At 71.9% G+C, this 17,287-nt stretch carries 16 protein-coding genes; 12 read left to right on the top strand and 4 right to left on the bottom strand.

The features are described from left to right. The first annotated feature begins 174 nt into the window (after positions 1–174). From AC07N1_RS10755 to AC07N1_RS10710, 10 genes are all read left to right on the top strand, one after another. Positions 175–828, top strand: coding sequence for a hydrolase (locus AC07N1_RS10755; RefSeq protein ID WP_494671797.1), 654 nt, complete (start codon positions 175–177; stop codon positions 826–828). A gap of 66 nt (positions 829–894) precedes the next feature. Further along, a complete protein-coding gene (locus AC07N1_RS10750) occupies positions 895–1,179 on the top strand; it encodes a DUF1427 family protein (protein ID WP_494671796.1) in 285 nt (94 codons plus the stop codon). A 42-nt stretch (positions 1,180–1,221) separates the two neighbouring features. Beyond that, a complete protein-coding gene (locus AC07N1_RS10745) occupies positions 1,222–3,096 on the top strand; it encodes an amidohydrolase (protein WP_494671795.1) in 1,875 nt (624 codons plus the stop codon). Next, positions 3,096–3,494, top strand: coding sequence for a DoxX family protein (locus AC07N1_RS10740; RefSeq protein ID WP_494671794.1), 399 nt, complete (start codon positions 3,096–3,098; stop codon positions 3,492–3,494). The genes AC07N1_RS10745 and AC07N1_RS10740 overlap by 1 nt, the downstream gene beginning before the upstream one ends. Then, on the top strand, positions 3,491–4,843 hold the full coding sequence (locus AC07N1_RS10735) for an alginate export family protein (RefSeq protein ID WP_494671793.1): 1,353 nt from the start codon (positions 3,491–3,493) through the stop codon (positions 4,841–4,843). The genes AC07N1_RS10740 and AC07N1_RS10735 overlap by 4 nt, the downstream gene beginning before the upstream one ends. A 2-nt stretch (positions 4,844–4,845) precedes the next feature. Further along, positions 4,846–5,523, top strand: coding sequence for a YoaK family protein (locus AC07N1_RS10730; protein ID WP_494671792.1), 678 nt, complete (start codon positions 4,846–4,848; stop codon positions 5,521–5,523). A 165-nt stretch (positions 5,524–5,688) separates the two neighbouring features. Then, positions 5,689–6,303 carry a helix-turn-helix domain-containing protein gene (locus tag AC07N1_RS10725; protein ID WP_494671791.1) on the top strand — a complete coding sequence of 205 codons (615 nt, stop codon included), beginning with the start codon at positions 5,689–5,691 and terminating at the stop codon, positions 6,301–6,303. 19 nt (positions 6,304–6,322) lie between these two features. Continuing rightward, positions 6,323–7,093, top strand: coding sequence for an alpha/beta hydrolase (locus AC07N1_RS10720; RefSeq protein ID WP_494671790.1), 771 nt, complete (start codon positions 6,323–6,325; stop codon positions 7,091–7,093). A 126-nt stretch (positions 7,094–7,219) separates the two neighbouring features. Next, a complete protein-coding gene (locus AC07N1_RS10715) occupies positions 7,220–7,876 on the top strand; it encodes a response regulator transcription factor (protein WP_494671789.1) in 657 nt (218 codons plus the stop codon). Continuing rightward, positions 7,873–10,899 carry a sensor histidine kinase gene (locus AC07N1_RS10710; RefSeq protein WP_494671788.1) on the top strand — a complete coding sequence of 1,009 codons (3,027 nt, stop codon included), beginning with the start codon at positions 7,873–7,875 and terminating at the stop codon, positions 10,897–10,899. The genes AC07N1_RS10715 and AC07N1_RS10710 overlap by 4 nt, the downstream gene beginning before the upstream one ends. Positions 10,900–11,066: 167 nt before the next feature. Here the strand turns inward: AC07N1_RS10710 and AC07N1_RS10705 are convergent, their stop codons facing one another. Next, a complete protein-coding gene (locus tag AC07N1_RS10705; RefSeq protein WP_494671787.1) occupies positions 11,067–12,002 on the bottom strand; it encodes an AEC family transporter in 936 nt (311 codons plus the stop codon). Between the two features lie 93 nt (positions 12,003–12,095). Further along, positions 12,096–13,643 (bottom strand): esterase-like activity of phytase family protein, encoded by a 1,548-nt coding sequence (locus AC07N1_RS10700; RefSeq protein WP_494671786.1) that lies wholly within the window; start codon positions 13,641–13,643, stop codon positions 12,096–12,098. 112 nt (positions 13,644–13,755) lie between these two features. Between AC07N1_RS10700 and AC07N1_RS10695 the strand changes: the two genes are divergently transcribed. After that, positions 13,756–14,130, top strand: a complete 375-nt coding sequence (locus tag AC07N1_RS10695; RefSeq protein ID WP_494671785.1) for a glyoxalase superfamily protein — start codon at positions 13,756–13,758, stop codon at positions 14,128–14,130. Between the two features lie 78 nt (positions 14,131–14,208). Continuing rightward, positions 14,209–15,324, top strand: a complete 1,116-nt coding sequence (locus AC07N1_RS10690) for a serine hydrolase domain-containing protein (protein ID WP_494671784.1) — start codon at positions 14,209–14,211, stop codon at positions 15,322–15,324. On the opposite strand, the gene AC07N1_RS10685 is transcribed toward AC07N1_RS10690, so the two are convergent. Next, on the bottom strand, positions 15,312–16,517 hold the full coding sequence (locus AC07N1_RS10685) for a S41 family peptidase (protein ID WP_494671783.1): 1,206 nt from the start codon (positions 16,515–16,517) through the stop codon (positions 15,312–15,314). The two genes, AC07N1_RS10690 and AC07N1_RS10685, sit on opposite strands and share 13 nt — an antisense overlap. A 67-nt stretch (positions 16,518–16,584) precedes the next feature. Then, entirely contained in the window at positions 16,585–17,157 is a 573-nt protein-coding gene (locus AC07N1_RS10680; protein ID WP_494591333.1) for a DUF2939 domain-containing protein, read from the bottom strand. Positions 17,158–17,287: the final 130 nt, after the last annotated feature.

Raw genomic sequence — 17,287 nt, 5'->3', positions numbered from 1 at the left:
AGGCGTATCGTCGGTATCGCAAGGGCTCGGTTCAGCCCCGATCACGACGACCCTCTGGGCGACGTCCCGACAGCCCGCGCGGCCAAATCGGGGGCGACCTAAACAAGACCCTCGGGGCGCCGACCGGCAGTATCGCCGGCGTTCAATCCACTCCGCTTTCCAAGGACACCGTCGATGCCGATCACGGCCACCCCGACTCCCGGCGATCAACTGATCACCCCGACCGACCACACGCTGATCATGATCGACTTCCAGTCGCAGATGGCGTTCGCGACCAAGTCGATCGACCCGGTCTCCCTGCGCAACAACGCCGCCCTGGTGGCCAGCGGGGCGGCCGGCTTCGGCGTCTCGACCATCCTGACGACGGTGGCCGAGAAGAGCTTCTCGGGCCCGATGTTCGACGAGGTCACCGCGCCGTTCCCGGGCAAGGCCCTGGTCGACCGGACCTCGATGAACAGCTGGGAAGACGTCGGCGTGATCGACGAGGTCAACAAGATCGGCAAGGGCCGCATCGTGCTGGCCGGCCTGTGGACCAGCGTCTGCATCGTCGGTCCGGCCCTGTCGGCCCTGCAGCAGGGCTATGAGGTCTACGTCATCACCGACGCCTGCGGCGACATCTCCGAAGAGGCCCACGAACGGGCCGTGCAGCGCATGATCCAGGCCGGCGCCCGTCCGATGACGGCCCTGCAGTACCTGCTGGAGCTGCAGCGCGACTGGGCGCGCGGCGAGACCTACGACCTGACCACCGGCATCGCCAAGAAGTTCGGCGGCGGCTACGGCCTGGGCATCATCTACGCCAAGACCATGTTCAACGCCCACGAGGGCTGACGAACCGGCCCGCGCCGGCCGCTTTCCAGGCCGGCGCGGGCCGCCTTTGCAGCAAGGCGTATCCCAATGAAGATCTACATCCTGTCGCTCGCCGCCGGCCTGGTGGTCGGCGTGTTCTACGCCCTGGTCCAGGTGCGCTCGCCCGCTCCGCCGGTGGTGGCCCTGCTGGGGCTGCTGGGCATACTGGTCGGCGAGCAGATCCCGCCGCTGGTCAAGGGCGCCCTGGCGCGCAAGCCCGCCGCCGTCTCGTGGCTGCGCCACCAGGTGGGGCCGCACATGTTCGGCAGCCTGCCGGGCGGCGTGAAGCCTGCCGAACAGGCGCGAGCCGAGCCGACCACCCCTGAAGCCTGACGTCCCCACTTCCCTCGGCCCCAGTTCCCCCGGAGTATCCGCATGACCTCGCCCGACCTGATCCTGCGCAACGGCCGCTTCACCACCCTCGACCGTGGCAATCCCAACGCGCAGGCCGTCGCCGTGACCGGCGGGCGCTTTTCCGCCGTGGGGACCGAGACCGAGGTCATGGCCCTGGCCGGGCCGGCGACCCGGGTGGTCGACCTGAAGGGCCGCCGGGTGCTGCCGGGCCTGATCGACAACCACCTGCACATCATCCGCGGCGGACTGAACTTCAACATGGAGTTGCGCTGGGACGGCGTGCGCTCGCTGGCCGACGCCATGGGCATGCTCAAGCGCCAGGTGGCCATCACCCCGCCGCCGCAGTGGGTGCGGGTGGTGGGCGGCTTCACCGAGCACCAGTTCGTCGAAAAGCGCCTGCCGACCATCGAGGAGCTGAACGCCGTGGCGCCCGACACGCCGGTGTTCATCCTGCACCTCTATGACCGCGCCCTGCTGAACGCCGCGGCGCTGCGGGTGATCGGCTACGACCGCGACACCCCCGAACCGCCCGGCGGCCAGATCATCCGCGACAGCCAGGGCAATCCCACCGGCCTGCTGCTGGCCAAGCCCAACGCCCAGATCCTCTACGCCACCCTGGCCAAGGGTCCGAAGCTGCCCTTCGACTACCAGGTCAACTCGACCCGCCACTTCATGCGCGAGCTGAACCGGCTGGGCGTGACCGGGGCGATCGACGCCGGCGGCGGCTTCCAGAACTATCCGGACGACTACGAGGTCATCCAGAAGCTGGCCGACGACAACCAGCTGACCATCCGCCTCGCCTACAACCTCTTCACCCAGAAGCCCAAGGGCGAGAAGGACGACTTCCTGAACTGGACGAAGACCTCGACCTACAAGCAGGGCGACGACTATTTCCGCCACAACGGCGCGGGCGAGATGCTGGTGTTCTCGGCCGCCGACTTCGAGGACTTCCGCCAGCCGCGCCCCGACATGCCGCCGCAGATGGAAGGCGAGCTGGAGGAGGTGGTCACCATCCTGGCCCAGAACCGCTGGCCCTGGCGGATGCACGCCACCTATGACGAGACCATCGACCGGGCGCTGGATGTCTTCGAGAAGGTCAACAAGGACGTCCCGCTGGAAGGCCTGAACTGGTTCTTCGACCACGCCGAGACGATCTCGGAGAAGTCGATCGACCGCATCGCCGCCCTGGGCGGGGGCGTGGCCGTGCAGCACCGCATGGCCTATCAGGGCGAATACTTCCTCGAGCGCTACGGCGCGGCGGCCGCCGAGGCGACGCCGCCGATCGCCAAGATGCTGGAGAAGGGGCTCAAGGTCTCGGCCGGCACCGACGCGACACGGGTGGCCTCGTACAATCCCTGGGTCTCGCTGGCCTGGATGATCACCGGCAAGACCGTGGGTGGCACGCGGATCTATCCGCAGCGCAACTGCCTGGACCGCGAGGGCGCGCTGCGCATGTGGACCGAGAACGTCACCTGGTTCTCCAACGAGGAGGGCAAGAAGGGGCGGATCGTGGAGGGCCAGCTGGCCGACCTGATCGTGCCCGACCGCGACTTCTTCGGCGTGCCCGAGGACGAGATCGCCGACATGACCTCTGACCTGACCATGGTCGGCGGCAAGATCGTCTATGGCGCGGGCGACTTCGCCACGCTGGACGAGAACGAGGTGCCGCCGGCCATGCCCGACTGGTCGCCGGTGCGGGTGTTCGGCGGCTATGCGGCCTGGGCCGAGCCGGAGAAGGATGCGGCCCTGCGTCGCCAGGCGGCGGCCGCGTGCGCTTGCGCCAGCGGCTGCGGGGTTCACGGCCACGACCACGCCACGGCCTGGACCAAAAGCCTGCCGATCAGCGACCTGAAGTCGTTCTGGGGCGCGCTGGGCTGCGCCTGCTGGGCGGTCTGATGCGGGCCGTCCTCACCTCGCCGGCGGTGCGCTGGATCGCGCTGCTGGGCCTGTGCGCGGCCTATATCCAGGGCGGACTGACCAAGGCCTTCGACTTCGGCGGGGCCGTCGGCGAAATGGCCCACTTCGGCCTGTCGCCGGCCGCGCCGTTCGCCGTGGCGGTGATCGTGCTGGAGCTGGCCGCCTCGGCGATGATCCTGAGCGGCCGGCTGCGCTGGCTGGGGGCGCTGGCCCTGGCGGCCTTCACCCTGGGCGCGACCTTCATGGCCAACCGCTTCTGGGAGATGGCCACTCCCGAGCGGTTCGGCGCGACCAACAGCTTCTTCGAGCACCTGGGCCTGGTCGGCGGCTTCCTGCTGGTGGCCTGGCACGATCTCGACGCGCGGAGAGGGTCATGAGGACGTTGGCGGCCGCGGCCCTGGTGCTCGCGGCTACCGGCCCGGCCCTGGCGGCCGAGCGTCCCGCGATCAAGGCCAACCGCTGGCAGGAGGACTGGTCGGTCCTGGCCGATCCGGCCAGACGGACGGAGCCTCTCGACGGCCTGAAGTACGTGCCGCTGGGCGACGGGGCCTTCCTGTCGCTGGGCCTGACCCTGCGCGAGCGGCTTGAGCTGGGCGACGCCCCGACCTTCGGCCAGGAGGCGTCCGACACCAGCCTGTCGCAGCGCTTGCAGGTGCACGCCGACGCACGGGCCGGCGGCTGGCGGGCGTTCGTCATGCTGGAGGACGTGCGCGCCATCGGCCGTCGCCATGTGGGCGGGGCCGACGCCGACCGCCTGGACCTGCGCCTGGCCTTCGTCGATCACGTGGGCCAGCTGGCCGGCGGCAAGGCGACGGTGCGGGTCGGCCGGCAGGACTTCCCGATCGACCAGCAGCGCTTCCTGTCGGCCCGCGACGGTCCGGGCGTGCGCCAGTCGTTCGACGCGGTCTGGGTCGACTGGAGCCGGGGTCCCTGGACCCTGGCCGGCGTCGTCAGCCAGCCGGTGCAATATGCCGACGACGAAGCCTTCGACGACACGTCCAGCGGCCATGTGCGGCTCGACTTCGCACGGGTTGAGCGCAAGGCCTTCGGCGGGGCGGTGTCGGCCTATGCCGGCCGTCTGGCCCGTTCGACCGCCCGCTACGGCGACGCTGTCGGACAGGAGGATCGGCAGGTCTACGACCTGCGCTACGCCGGCAAAGCCAGAAGCCTGGACTGGGACCTCGAAGCCATGGTCCAGCGCGGCGAGGTCGGCTCGACCGACGTCCACGCCTGGGCGGCCGGGGCGCGGGGCGGCTGGACGTTCGCGGGCGTCCCCTGGTCGCCGCGCCTTGGCCTGCAAGGCGACCTGGCCAGCGGCGACGGCCGGAAGGGCGACGGGCGCCTCGGCACCTTCAACCCGCTCTATCCCAACGCCGCCTATTTCACCCGCGCCGGCTACACCGGCTACGCCAACATCGCGCACCTGAAGCCATCGGTGACGGTGGCGCCGACGCCGAAGCTGAACATCATGGCCGCCCTGGCCGGCCAGTGGCGGCGCACGAGCGCCGACGCGATCTACGGCCAGCCCTTCGTCGCCTATGCCGGCACGGCCGGGCAGGGCGGCCGGTGGACTGGCGCCTACGCCCACCTGCGGGCCGACTACGCTTTCAATCGGAGCCTGACGGGCACGGTCGAGGCCGTCCATTTCGAGGCCGGAAGCGCCCTGCGCGCCGCCGGCCGGGACGACAGCGACTATCTCGGCGTCGAGCTCAAGTACGGATGGTGACCATGCGTTTTCCCAGCCTTTCCAAGGTGATGAGCTTCAACGGCGGCTATCTCGACACGGTCGGGTTCCTGGCCTTGCAGGGGCTGTTCGTCGCCCACGTCACCGGCAACTTCGTCACCTTCGGGGCGGCGATGATCCATGGGGCCGACGGGGCGGTGGCCAAGCTGCTGGTCCTGCCGATCTTCTGCGCGGCGGTGGTGATCAGCCGGCTGGTCACCTTCCGGCTGGAGGCCGAGGGCCTGCCGGTCCTGCGGATCATGCTGGGGGTCAAGACCCTGCTGCTGGTCGCCGGCTCGGCCCTGGCCGTGACCCTGGCGCCGTTCGCCAAGGGCGACAGCTGGCAGCTGATCCTGGTGGCGGCGGTCTTCGTCTGCGCCATGGCCATCCAGAACGCCGCCCACCGGGTGCACATCCCGACCGCGCCGCCGACCACCCTGATGACCGGCTCGACCACCCAGATCATGCTCGACGTCGCCGAACTGATCCGCCGGGGACCCGATCGGGCGGCCTCGATCGCCCGGATCAGGAAGCTGTCGGTCGCCGTCGGCCTGTTCGCGGCCGGCTGCGGCCTGGGGGCTCTGGCCTTCGCCCTGCTGGGACCCGCTGCCTTCTGGCCGTCGGCGGTGCTGGGCCTGCTGTCGCTGTTCTCGGACGAGGCGCGGGGCGTGGCGGTGAAATAGGGGGAGGAGATAGCGCTCCCATCCGGGCGGGATTCTTCACCCGCCTGGGTGAGTGCGCTTCACCCGTGCGGGAATGGCGCACAGGCGCGCCTTGGTTGAGTTTGCTCCTGCGCCGGCAAGTGGTCGGCGGCGTCCTGGACTGACCACCTTCCCAAGAGAGCGACGATGCAAGCCCAGACCGTCATGACCCGCGCCTCCGACACAGGCGCCCAAACCGACGCCGAACAGGCTCCCAGACCGGCCCACGACCAGATCCGCCAGCTGCTGCAGCAGGCCCGTCACGCCCTGGCCACCGACCCGGCCGACGCCGAGCGCTGCATCGCCGTGGCGGTGCGGCTGCTGCCGCAGATCGAAGCGGCGGCCTCGCGCAGCTTCGCCCCGGCCGCGCCCGCCTCGCCGGCCCTGCAACGCGGGGGGCTGGCCCCCTGGCAGGTGCTGCGGGTCAAGGCGCTGGTCGAGGCCCGGTTGGCCGACCGGGTGACCAGCGCCGAGCTGGCCGCCGCCGCCCGCCTCAGCCCCAGCCACTTCTCGCGGGCCTTTAGGGCGAGTTTCGGCGACGCGCCCAAGACCTATGTCAACCGCCGCCGCATCGCCCGGTCCAAGGACATGATGCTGTCGACGGGCGACAGCCTGGCCGCCATCGCCCTGGCCTGCGGCCTGTCGGACCAGGCGCATTTCTGCCGGATGTTCCGTCGCTTCGAGGGCCAGTCGCCCAGCGTCTGGCGTCGCCTGCGCGGCGGCGAGCGCGAGGCGGCCTGGCCGCTGATCGCGGCGGAATGATCGAGGTTCGGAACCCGTCGTGACCGCGACCGTCCTGCTGATCCACGGCGCCTGGCTGACCCCCAGGTTCTGGGATCGCTTCCAGGCCCGCTACACCGCGCGCGGCCTGAGCGTGTTGGCGCCGGCCTGGCCGCTGCTGGACGCGCCGCCGCGCGGCCTGGGGCGGCTGAGCCTGGAGGAAGTGGTCGAAAGCTACGCCGCCCACGCCGCGACCCTGGCAGAACCGCCGGTCCTGATCGGCCACGGCTTCGGCGGACTGGTCGTACAGCTGCTGCTGGACCGTGGCTGCGGCGCCTGCGGGGTGGCCATCGCCTCGACCCCGCCGTTCGGCCTGCTGGAGCGGCCGCGCGCGGCCTGGGCCCTGCGCCGGATCCTGGCCCGCTGGTGCGGCTGCAACGGCGCCGCGCCGCTGAGCTTCGAGCGCTTTTCCGCCCTGTTCGCCCAGACCCTGCCCGAGGCCGAGCGCCGCGCCGCCTATGCCGAGCAGATCGTGTCTGCGCCGGCCAGGGTAGTGCGCCAGGCGCTGCTGGGCCCGTGGCGACGGAGGAAGGGCGCGGGCCGCCGCCGGCCGCCGCTGCTGCTGATCGCCGGCGACGAGGACAGGATCGCGCCGGCCGGCATGGTCGCGGCCGCGGCCCGCCACCAGCGCCGCGCGGCCTCGCGCACCGACCTGCAATGCTTCTCGGGCCGTTCGCACTGGCTGTGCAACGAGCCGGGCTGGGAGGACGTCGCCGACTTCGCCCTCGACTGGGCGCTGGCGAATGGGCGTCCCATTCCCATGGAAGCTTGATCGGCGCGGTTCCGCGTCAACCCCCGAAAGGGTAATGCTGCGCCGCTTTCGTGTATGGTCGCGGTTCGCCAAACACGTCACCTGTACGAGTCCCATGCGCAAGGACCGGTCCACGGACGCCGCCGAATGAACGAGTACCCCGCCAGCGGCGCGTCCCCTGCCAGCGACGAACGCATCCGCGTGCTGATCGCCGATGACCACCCGATGCTGCGCGAGGGGGTGATCGCGGTGCTGGAGACGCAGGCCGACATGGTCGTGGTCGGCGAGGCCGCCACCGGCGACGAAGCGGTCGCCAGCTGGGAGGCGCTGCGCCCCGACATCACCCTGATGGACCTGCAGATGCCCGGCCACGGCGTGGTGGCCATCGAGACCATCCGCCGGGCCCATCCCGAGGCGCGGATCATCGTGCTGACCACCTTCACCGGCGACGCCCAGGCCCTGCACGCCCTGCGCGCCGGGGCGGCGGGTTATCTGCTGAAGAGCAGCCTGCGCCGAGACCTGCTGGACGCCATCCGCGGCGTCCACGCCGGCCGTCGCCACCTGCAGGCCGAGGTGGCCGAGCGCATCGCCATCCACGCCATCGACGAGTCGCTGAACGCCCGCGAGATCATCGTCCTGCAGCTGATCGCCAACGGCAATTCCAACAAGCACATCGCCCGCGAGCTGAACCTGTCGGAAGACACCATCAAGTCGAACATCAAGAGCATCTTCGCCAAGCTCTACGTCAACGACCGGACCCACGCGGTGACCGTGGCCGCCAAGCGCGGCATCATCGACCTTTGAGCCGGGCGGGGGGCTTCCGGATCGGACTGGCGGGCGTCGCGCTCGCCTTCGGCCTCGCGATTTCAGCGCAGGCCGCGCCGAGTCTCGAGCCCCTGGCCGAATACAAGCGCGTCAGCTGGTCGCTCGAGGGCGGCGCGCCCAGCCGGGTCAACAGCATCGGCCAGTCGAAGGACGGCTATCTGTGGATCGGCAGCGTCGACGGCCTCTTCCGCTTCGACGGCGTCGCCTTCGAGCAGATCCAGCGCGGCGGCCCCAAGCCCGGCCGGCTGAACGTCGCCCAGGTGCTGGGCGCGAAGTCGGGCGCGCTGTGGGTGGGCCTTGGCCGCAGCGGCGGGGTGGCGGTCTATCGCGACGGCCAGCTGATCGACGCCCGCATGCCCAATCCCTCGCGCGAGGTCACGAGCCTGGCCGAAGACCGCGAGGGCGGGATCTGGGTCGCGCGCGGCGGCCGCAAGCGAAACACCCTGGCCCGCTGGCATGCCGGCCGCTGGCAGGAGTTCGGGGCCGAGGTCGGGCTGCCCGAGCAGGAGGTCTGGCAGGTCTTCTTCAGCCGCGACGGCGCCCAATGGCTGGTGCTGGGCGACACCGTGCTGCGCCGCGCGCCGGGCCAGGCCCGCTTTTCGCCCACCGGCGTCAAGGTCGCTCGCCGCGCCAGCCTGGCGGAGGACGCGCTGGGGCGCCTCTGGGTGTCGGATTCCACCGGCGTGCGGCTGCTGGCCGGCGAGGCCCCGGCCGCGTCGTCGCTGACCCGGGCCTATCCGCGGCGCGACGAGGTCGGCGGTTCGAAGATCCTGTTCGACCACAAGGGCGACCTGTGGGGCGCGACCTGGACCGACGGGGTCGTGCACATTCCGGCGCCGGGCGTGGCGGCCAGGCGCGCCGACGCGGCGGGCCTGCGCATCCAGTCCTACAAGGCCGTGCACGGCCTGACCTCGGACCAGACCCACGCCGTGTTCGAGGACCGCGAGGGCAATGTCTGGTTCGGCACCGAGCTCGGCCTGGACATGATGCGGCCGGCCAGCGTGGTCGTGGAGCAGGCCATCCCGCCCAACTCCGCGCGCGGCTACCGCATGACCGCCACCCGCGACGGTACGGTCTGGGTCGCCGACGCCCACACCGTCTACGCCATCGCCCCGGGCGGAGCGCCCAAGCCCGTCGCCAGGACCGAGTGGTCGGCCGGGGCCCTGTGCGCGGACGCGAGCGACGCGGTCTGGGTCACCCTGCGCGACACGGTGCTGAGAGTGCGCGGCGGCAAGGTCGAGACCTATCCCAAGCCCGCCGAGGCCAGCGCCTATGGCTGCGCGCAGGACGCCGAGGGCCGACTGTGGATGGCCGCGCTCGACAAGGGCCTCTACTGGCGCGAGGGCGGGGCCTGGAACCGTTGGCCGGGCCTGTCGCCGACCCTGGGCGTGGCCTCCAACGCCGCCGTCCAGCCCGACGGCCGGGCGGCGATCCTGTTCCGCACCCCGCCGCCGCTGCAAGGCCGGCCGCCGTTCGAGCCGCTGTACAAGGAGCGCTTTGCGATCGGCGAGATCGAGGGCGTGCTGCCCGGCGCGGCGGCGCTCTATCTCAGCGGCGGCCAGGGCCTGGCCCGCCTGCGCGACGGCAAGGCCGCGACCCTCGACGCCGAGCGCTATCCGTGGCTGGCCTCGGTCAACGGCCTGGTCCAGACCCCGGCCGGCGACACCTGGACCATCGGCGACGCCGGGGTGGTGCGGATGCGCTCGGCCGATCTCGACCGCGCGCTCGACAAGCCCGGCTCGCCGCTGCCCCGGCAGGTCTTCGACTTCCGCGACGGTCTCAACAGCTTCGTGCAGAAGTCACCCGGCGCCCAGATCGCCGCCGGCGGCGACGGCCGCATCTGGATCCTGACCCGGCGCAACGTGCTGGTCGTCGATCCGGCCCGCCTGGCGTTGAACACCGTGGCGCCGCCGGTGGCGATCCGCGCGGTGGTGGCGGGCGAGCGGCGCTTCGCCGATCCGTCGGCCGTGCGCTTGGCGGCCGGCACGACCAGCCTGCGCATCCACTACACGGCCTTGAGCTTCGCCGTGCCCGGCCGGGTGCGTTTCCAGTACCGGCTGGAGGGCGTCGATCGCGACTGGGTGGACGCCGGCGGCCGGCGCGAGGTGATCTACAACAACCTGCGTCCCGGGACCTTCCGCTTCCGGGTCAAGGCGGCCAACAACGACGGCGTCTGGAACGAGCAGGGCGCGCAGGTGCTGGTCACCATTCCGCCGACCCTGGCCGAGACCTGGTGGTTCCGCCTGCTGTGCATGGCCGCCGTGGGCCTGGCGCTGTGGGGCGTCTACGCCCTGCGGCTGCGGCGGGTGTCGGCCCAGATCAAGGACCGGCTGGAGGAGCGCGCCGCCGAGCGCGAGCGCATCGCCCGCGAGCTGCACGACACCCTGCTGCAGAGCGTCCAGGGCCTGATCATGCGCTTCCAGTCGGTGGCCTATCAGATTCCCGACGACCTGCCGGCCAAGGACGTCATCAACCAGGCGCTGGACCGCGCCGACCAGATGCTGGTCGAGGGCCGCGACCGGGTGCGCGACCTGCGCGGCCGCGAGACCCGGCGGCTGGACCTCCAGCTGCGCGAGCTGATGGCCGAGCAGCCGTTCGAGCCCGGCGTGAAGGTCGAGCTGGTGGTCGAGGGCGTGGCCCGCGCCATCCAGCCGCTGGTGCAGGAAGAGATCGTCCGCATCGGCGGCGAGGCCCTGTTCAACGCCGCCCGCCACGCCCGCGCCGGCCAGGTGCAGGTGCGGGTCTCGTACGGGGTGCGCCAGCTCCAGGTGACGATCCGCGACGACGGCGTCGGCATCGGCGCCAACCGCATGGCCTGGGCCAGCCGCGAGGGCCACTACGGCCTGATCGGCATGCACGAACGCGCCAGCAAGATGGGCGCCCAGCTGGCCATCGAAAGCGCCGCCGGCAAGGGCACCACCATCACCCTCAGTGTCGCCGGCTCGATCGCCTACCCGACGCAGCCGTGGCTGGCGCGGCTGGGGAGGCGGGCGAGGGGGTAGATCTCCGTTCCTTGACGCCCGTCGTTCCCGCCCTTGTGGCGGGAACCCCTTTGTCGGCCGCAAGGGCGGGAGGGGCGACGTGCCGAGCACGTCGCTTGCGTCTCACATGCGAACGGAACCAGGGTTTCCCGCCACAAGGGCGGGAATGACGGGAGGTGGGGCGGGCTTCAGCTCTTAAGCCACACCGCCGTCGCCGACAGGGTCAGGCAGGCGACCACCGTGGTCAGGGCGACGATCCTCGCGCCGCCGCGGGCGAAGACGTTGTAGGCGCGGGTCTGGATGAAGACGTTGACCGCCGACGGGGTCGCCGCCAGCAGGGTCGCGGCCAGGCGGAAGGCGGCGGGGGCGGGCGTCAGGCCGACAACGATCCAGACCAAGATCGGCAGCACCAGCAGCTTGGCGAGGGCGGCGGCGATCACCGGGCTCCAGCGCGGGGCGGGGACGTCGGCCTCGACCGGCAGGCCCAGCACCACGCCCAGCGCCACCAGGGCCACCGGGCTGCCCGAGGCGGCGGCCGCGCCGACCGCGCGGTCGAGCACGCCGGGCAGTTGCAGGCCGAGCAGCGCCAGGGCCGCGCCGAACAGGGCGGCGGCGACGATCGGGTTGCGGAACGCCTGCATGGTCGAGCGCCAGACCGAGCGCCCGCCGGCCCAACCGAGCAGGGCCACGCCGAGAGCGGTGGCCAGCACGAAATCGACGGCCACCAGCCCCGCGCCTAGGCGGGCGATCTCGGGTCCGAACACGGCGGCGGCCACCGGCAGGCCCAGGAACGCGCTGTTGCCGACGCCGGCGGCCATGGCGGTTCCGGCCCGCTCCTCGCGGGTCCAGCGCAAGGCGAGACCCGCCAGCACCAGCAGCCCCATGATCGCCGCCAGGCAGCCGGCGTAGGCGGCCAGGCCCAGCGTCAGGTCGTGGCCCGGCCGGCCCATGCGCGACAGGGAATGCACCAGCAGGGCCGGGAAGCCGATCCAGTAGACATAGGCGGAAAGACCCTGGGCCATGCGGCCGTCGAACAGCCGCAGCCGCGCCAGCACCACGCCGGCCCCGACCAGCATGAAGAACGGCAGGGCCCGCGTCAGGACCTCCAGCGTCAGGGCGGTCACGCCGGATACGCCCTGGAGGGCGGGGAGAAGGTCATGCGCGAGGGCCTCGGCGGAAAACGCGGGGTCGCTGATACCACCCGTCGCGCGCCGGGGTCAAAAGCGGCGCTGCGCGGCGATCGCGGCCGGCAGGGTCAGGCGATAGACGAGGATCAGGCTGTCGTTGTCGGCCGCCGGGGCTCCGTCGGGCGTCTTGGGCGCGGCGTCGAAGGCCAGGTCGCCGACCTTGCCCTCGCGCGTCTGGAAATCGTTGTCGCTGCCGACCAGCAGGAAGACGTCGTTCGGCGCGGCCGGATCGAGGGCGGGCACGATGGCCAGCGACTCCAGCTTTTCGGGCAGGGTGGCGGCGGTCGGGGCGGCGTTGTCGAGGTTCAGGCCCACGCGGGCCAGGCCCTTGGGATCGACAAGGTTCACGTACTGGACCTGCCGGGCCGGGACCACGCCGGCCGGCAGCACGCCGCCGGGCGCGATCGCCGCGCCCTCGGCGTCGGCCGCCTCGCCGACCAGGTTGGTCGCGCCGGCGGTGTCGACCAGCAGCACCGAGCGATAGACGGTGGGGTTGGCCGAGCCGGAGCCGAGGCCCGCCCCGTCGCGGGCCAGGACCAGGAACTGGTGGTCCGACAGCGCCAGCAGTTCGGACTGGGCGGCCACCTTGTTGGGCGCGCCGCCGTCGCCCTTGGTGCGCACCGCCGGCAGTTCGAGCGCGTATTCGGCGATCGGGGCGGCGGGCGCGGGGTCCTTCTCGATGTCGTAGACGAAGAGGCGGGTCACGGCGCGGTCGGCGTCGCCCTCGCCGGAGTCCTGGATCGTCGCGCTTTGCAGCAGGGCGTAGAGGCGCTTGCCGTCAGCCGAGACGGCCACGCCTTCGAAGCCCTGGTTGATGCGGCGGCCGGTCCTGGGCTTGGTCTCGCCGGAGAAGGCCGGGCGGCCGTCCTTGCGCGGCTGGACGGCGGCGACCGGGGCGATCACCCCCTTCAGCGCGCCCGCGGCGTCGAAGCGGTAGAGATTGGCCGCATATTCGTCGCCGACATAGAAGCCGCCGTCCGGCAGGCGGGCCAGGGCCTCGCCGTCCAGGCTGATGCGGAAGGCGCCGGGGCCGGTGATGGCGCTGGGGCAGGCGGCCTGGCCGCAGAACACCACGCCTTCGCCCGGATCCATGCCGGTGAACGGATGGCCCTTTTCGTCCTTCAGCAGGAAGCCGCCGGTCGGGGTTAGGGTCAGCTGGTCGGGCGCGCCGCCGGCGCCGGCGGCCAGCGGCCGGAAGACGATGTCGAAGCTGTGCACGCGGTTGTCGTAGGGCGTCGTGCCGCTCACCGAGCCCACGCCGTTGGGGCCGCGGTCGGGCAGGGTCAGCAGCGCGCCGGCGTAGGATCCGTCTTCGCGACGGCTCCAGGCGGTCACGGCCATGCCCGAGAACGAGCCGAGGGAGTCGCCGAGGAAGTCCCTGGTGGTCGCAGGCAGGCGTCCGGCCCCGACCAGGCCCTGGTTGACGAAGCTCGCCCCGTTCAGCGTCGCGGTCGCCGGCGTGTCGGCGGCCACGTCGGGCGTGCGGTAGGCGGCGGGCGCGGCGATCGCATGGGAAGACAGGGCCGGCGAGGCGGCCAGCAGCGCCAGCAGCGACGCGGCGCGGACGAACGACTTCATGATTGACCCCCGATACGCCCCCCCGGGCGATAGAGCTGCCTAGCAGCAGCGCTTGAAGGTTCGGTGACAGCCGCCGTTGCCTCTCGCGCCGGGATGACGGCAAGCTGGTCCCATGAGCGAGACCATCCAGTTCATCCGCGCCGTTCCGATCCTGCGCAGCTTCGACGAGGCCAAGGCGCGGGAGTTCTATCTCGGCTTCCTCGGTTTCTCGGTGACGTTCGAGCACCGCTTCGAGCCGGGAACGCCGCTCTACATGGGGATCGAGCGGGCGGGCCTGGTGCTGCACCTGTCGGAACATCACGGCGACGCGTCGCCGGGCTCGACGGTCTATGCGCCGATGACGGGCGTGCGCGCCTACCAGGCCGAGCTGATCGGCAAGGGCTACAAGTACGGCCGGCCCGGCGTCGACGAGCAGCCGTGGGGCGACGTGCTGCAGGTGCACGACCCGTTCGGCAATCGCATCAGGTTCTGCGAGGAGCGGGGCTAGGCCTTACCGATCCTTCATTTGCCACCGTCTTGCGGTTGAGGTTGAACGAAACCTCGTTCTTTGCGTGAAGGGTTCCCGATGCTCGACCGCCGCCGACTGCTCGCCCTGGTCGCTGTCGCGGGAGCCTCGCCGTCCCTGGCCGTCGCGCGGCAGGCGGCGCCCGCTCCCGCCGCGCCGATAGATCCGGCGGAGGTGCTGGCCGAGACCGGCGCCCCGGCCGTGGCGGGGCTGGTCAGCGACGGCGACAAGGTGATCGCGCAAGCCGTGGGCGGCGTGCGCCGGATCGGCGCGACCGATCCGGCGACGGCCGCCGACCGCTGGCACATCGGCTCCAACACCAAGGCGATGACGGCGGCGCTCTACGCCCGGCTGGTCGAGGCCGGCCAGGCGAAATGGGGCGCGACCCTGAGCTCGCTGTTTCCGGACGTAAAGCTCGACCCGGCCTGGAGCGGAACCACCATCGAGCAGCTGATGAGCCACCGCGCCGGGATCAGCGACGGGCCGATGCTGGCCGGCGGCTGGTTCGTGCGCGCCAGTCTCGACAGACGGCCGCTGCCGGTCCAGCGGGCCGAGGTCGCCGCCCGGCTGCTGGCCGCGCCGCCGACCGGCAAGCCGGGGACCTTCGAATACGCCAACTTCAACTACGTCCTGGCGGGCGCGGCGATCGAGGCGATCACCGGCGCGGCCTGGGAGGACGCGATCCGCACGCGCCTGTTCCAGCCGCTGGGCATCGAGAGCGCCGGGTTCGGCGCGCCGAAGGGCGATGCGCCCTGGGGGCACCTGCCCGCGCCGGGCGGCGGGCTGACGCCGATCGATCCGTCGGGACCGGCCGACAATCCGCCGGCGCTGGGTCCGGCCGGCACGGTGCACATGAGCCTGGCCGACCACGCCCGCTTCGCGCGGCTGTTCCTGAAGGACAATGCGATCCTCTCGCCCGACAGCATCCGCCGCCTGACCACGCCCGCCGACGGGGCGACCTACGCGCTGGGCTGGGGCGTCGCGCCCGAGCAGAGGCCCTGGAGTCGCGGTCCGCTGCTGATGCACGAGGGCTCCAACACCATGTGGCACGAGGTGGTGCTGATCGTTCCCGGTCGCGGCGTCGCGATCATCGCCGCCAGCAACGCCGGCCCTGAGGCCTCCAAGGGCGCGGCCTTGAAACTGGGCCAGCAGCTTCGCAAGGCCTACATGGCCTGACGGGCGGCCGCTTCGTCGAGGGCGGTCTCGGCGGCGGCGACCGCCAGGTCCCGTCCTGCCCGGATCGCCGCCAGGGTCTGTCGCGCGGGCCGGTCGGGCGCGACGCCGACGCCTTCGAGGTGCTTGCCGTCGAGGTCGAGATAGGACGCCACCGGAACCTGCACCGCGCCTCCGCCGGGCAGGTCGAACCGGCGGGAGACCAGGACGGCCCCGGCCGTGCGCTCGCCGACCAGAACCGCGCGGCGGTGGCGGCGCAGGGCGTCGGCGGTGACCTCGGCGGCGCTGGCGCTCATCGGGCCGATCAGGACGGCGACGGGACCGGCGTATAGCTTTTCGCCCTCGGTCTTCTCGATGCGTCGCCGGCCGGTCAGCCAGACGCCGATCGGGACGCCGTCGCCCAGCAGGGCGCCCAGCAGGCGCTGGTTGGCGCGCGTGTCGCCGCCACTGTTGGCGCGAAGGTCCAGCACCACGCCCTTGGCCGGCGCCCGCTTCAACTGCTCCCGCAGCCAGGCGATCGAGGCGTCGTCATAGCGGTCGAAGCGCAGCAGCAGGCGGCCGCTGGGCAGGGGTGTGGCGGCGAACGGCGGCGGCTGCGATGCGGTCCACAGGTAGGACAGGTCGGCCAGGCTTCCGTCCGGGCGCTCGAACCGGCCTTCGAAGCGCGACGCGGAACCGGCCGGTCCCACGGACAGGGCCAGGATGCGGTCGCCGGGGGCGACGTCGGTGCGGTCGAGCGGCGAACCCTTGTCGACCCCGACCACCACGAGGCCGTCAGCGTTCATCGTGAAGGTGAAGCCCAGGCCCTTGCGCGGCGGGTCGCCCGAGGGCGTGAAAAGCGGGGCGGCGGGGCGGGTCGAGGTCTGGGGGCGCGCCGCGGGCTGCGGGGGAAAGGCGTCGAAGTGCGACTCGCCCAGCGTCCCGAAGGCCGACCGCAGGATGTTCAGATAAAGGTCGACATCGTTTGCGGCCCTGGCCGCCAGCGGGCGCGTCCCGCTGGCGATGGCGTCCAGTTCGGTCCGGCGGGCCTCGCGGTCGTAGTAGTTCCGCTCGACCACGCGCCAGGCGGCGTCGAAGATCCGCAGGTTATGCCGCTCCAGGCTTTCGGGCTCGCGGGCGCAGGCCTCCAGCCCGGGCGGCAGGCCAAGCGCGGCGAGGCCGGCCGCCAGTGCGAACCGGCGCGATCTTGGGACCATGCGCTTCATCCCCGAATGACGGGGTTATCCTTAGGTTGCACCGCCGGGGCGAGCAACCGACGCGCGGTCAGCGCTCGTCGCCGGGCAGGCGGATGTGGACCAGCTTCCACTCGAACAGCGCCCGGCGCTGGAAGGTGAAGATCGTCGCCTTGTCCTTGGCGTCCGGCCGGCGCACGGCGATGCGCACGCGGTTGGGGTCCCAGTAGGCGATGGTCGGGTAGGGGCCGCGCACCACGGCCTGCATCCGGGCCAGCACCGTCGGCGGGCGCGGCGGGGACAGCGGGGCCGCGCCTGGCGCATAGCCGCGGGTCAGGGCTTGCAGGCCCGGGACGGTGAGATAGCGGTCGACCTTGGGCTCGGGCGGGGCGATCGGCTCGATGGCGCGCTTGAAGACGCCCAGCGGGTTGCTCCAGATCGACGGGGCCTCGGGCTTGGCGGCCGGCGCGGCCTCGTCCAGCTGTCCGGTCAGGCTGCGGCGCACCGAGGGGAAGTCGACGAGTTCGCCGATCGCCTGCACGTCCTCGTACTGGGCGGCCGCCTTCAGGGCGCGGAACGCGAACCAGGGCGCCGTGGCGTAGGCGGCGGCGAACACGAAGATCGCCAGGACGATGAGGTCCCAGATCCGCTTCTGCAAAGTCATTGCGCCCCCGCACGGTTAACGCCGCCTAGAATGGGCATTCATGCCCTTCCTGCAAGGGCGTTCGCGCGCCGGGAGTTCCATTGATGGAATCCGCTTTCCTGACGCGCTTGGGCGCTCTATGGGGTCGCCG

Source organism: Caulobacter sp. GW821-FHT09B11, from assembly GCF_059418205.1.
This window is presented reverse-complemented; position numbering and strand designations above follow the sequence as displayed.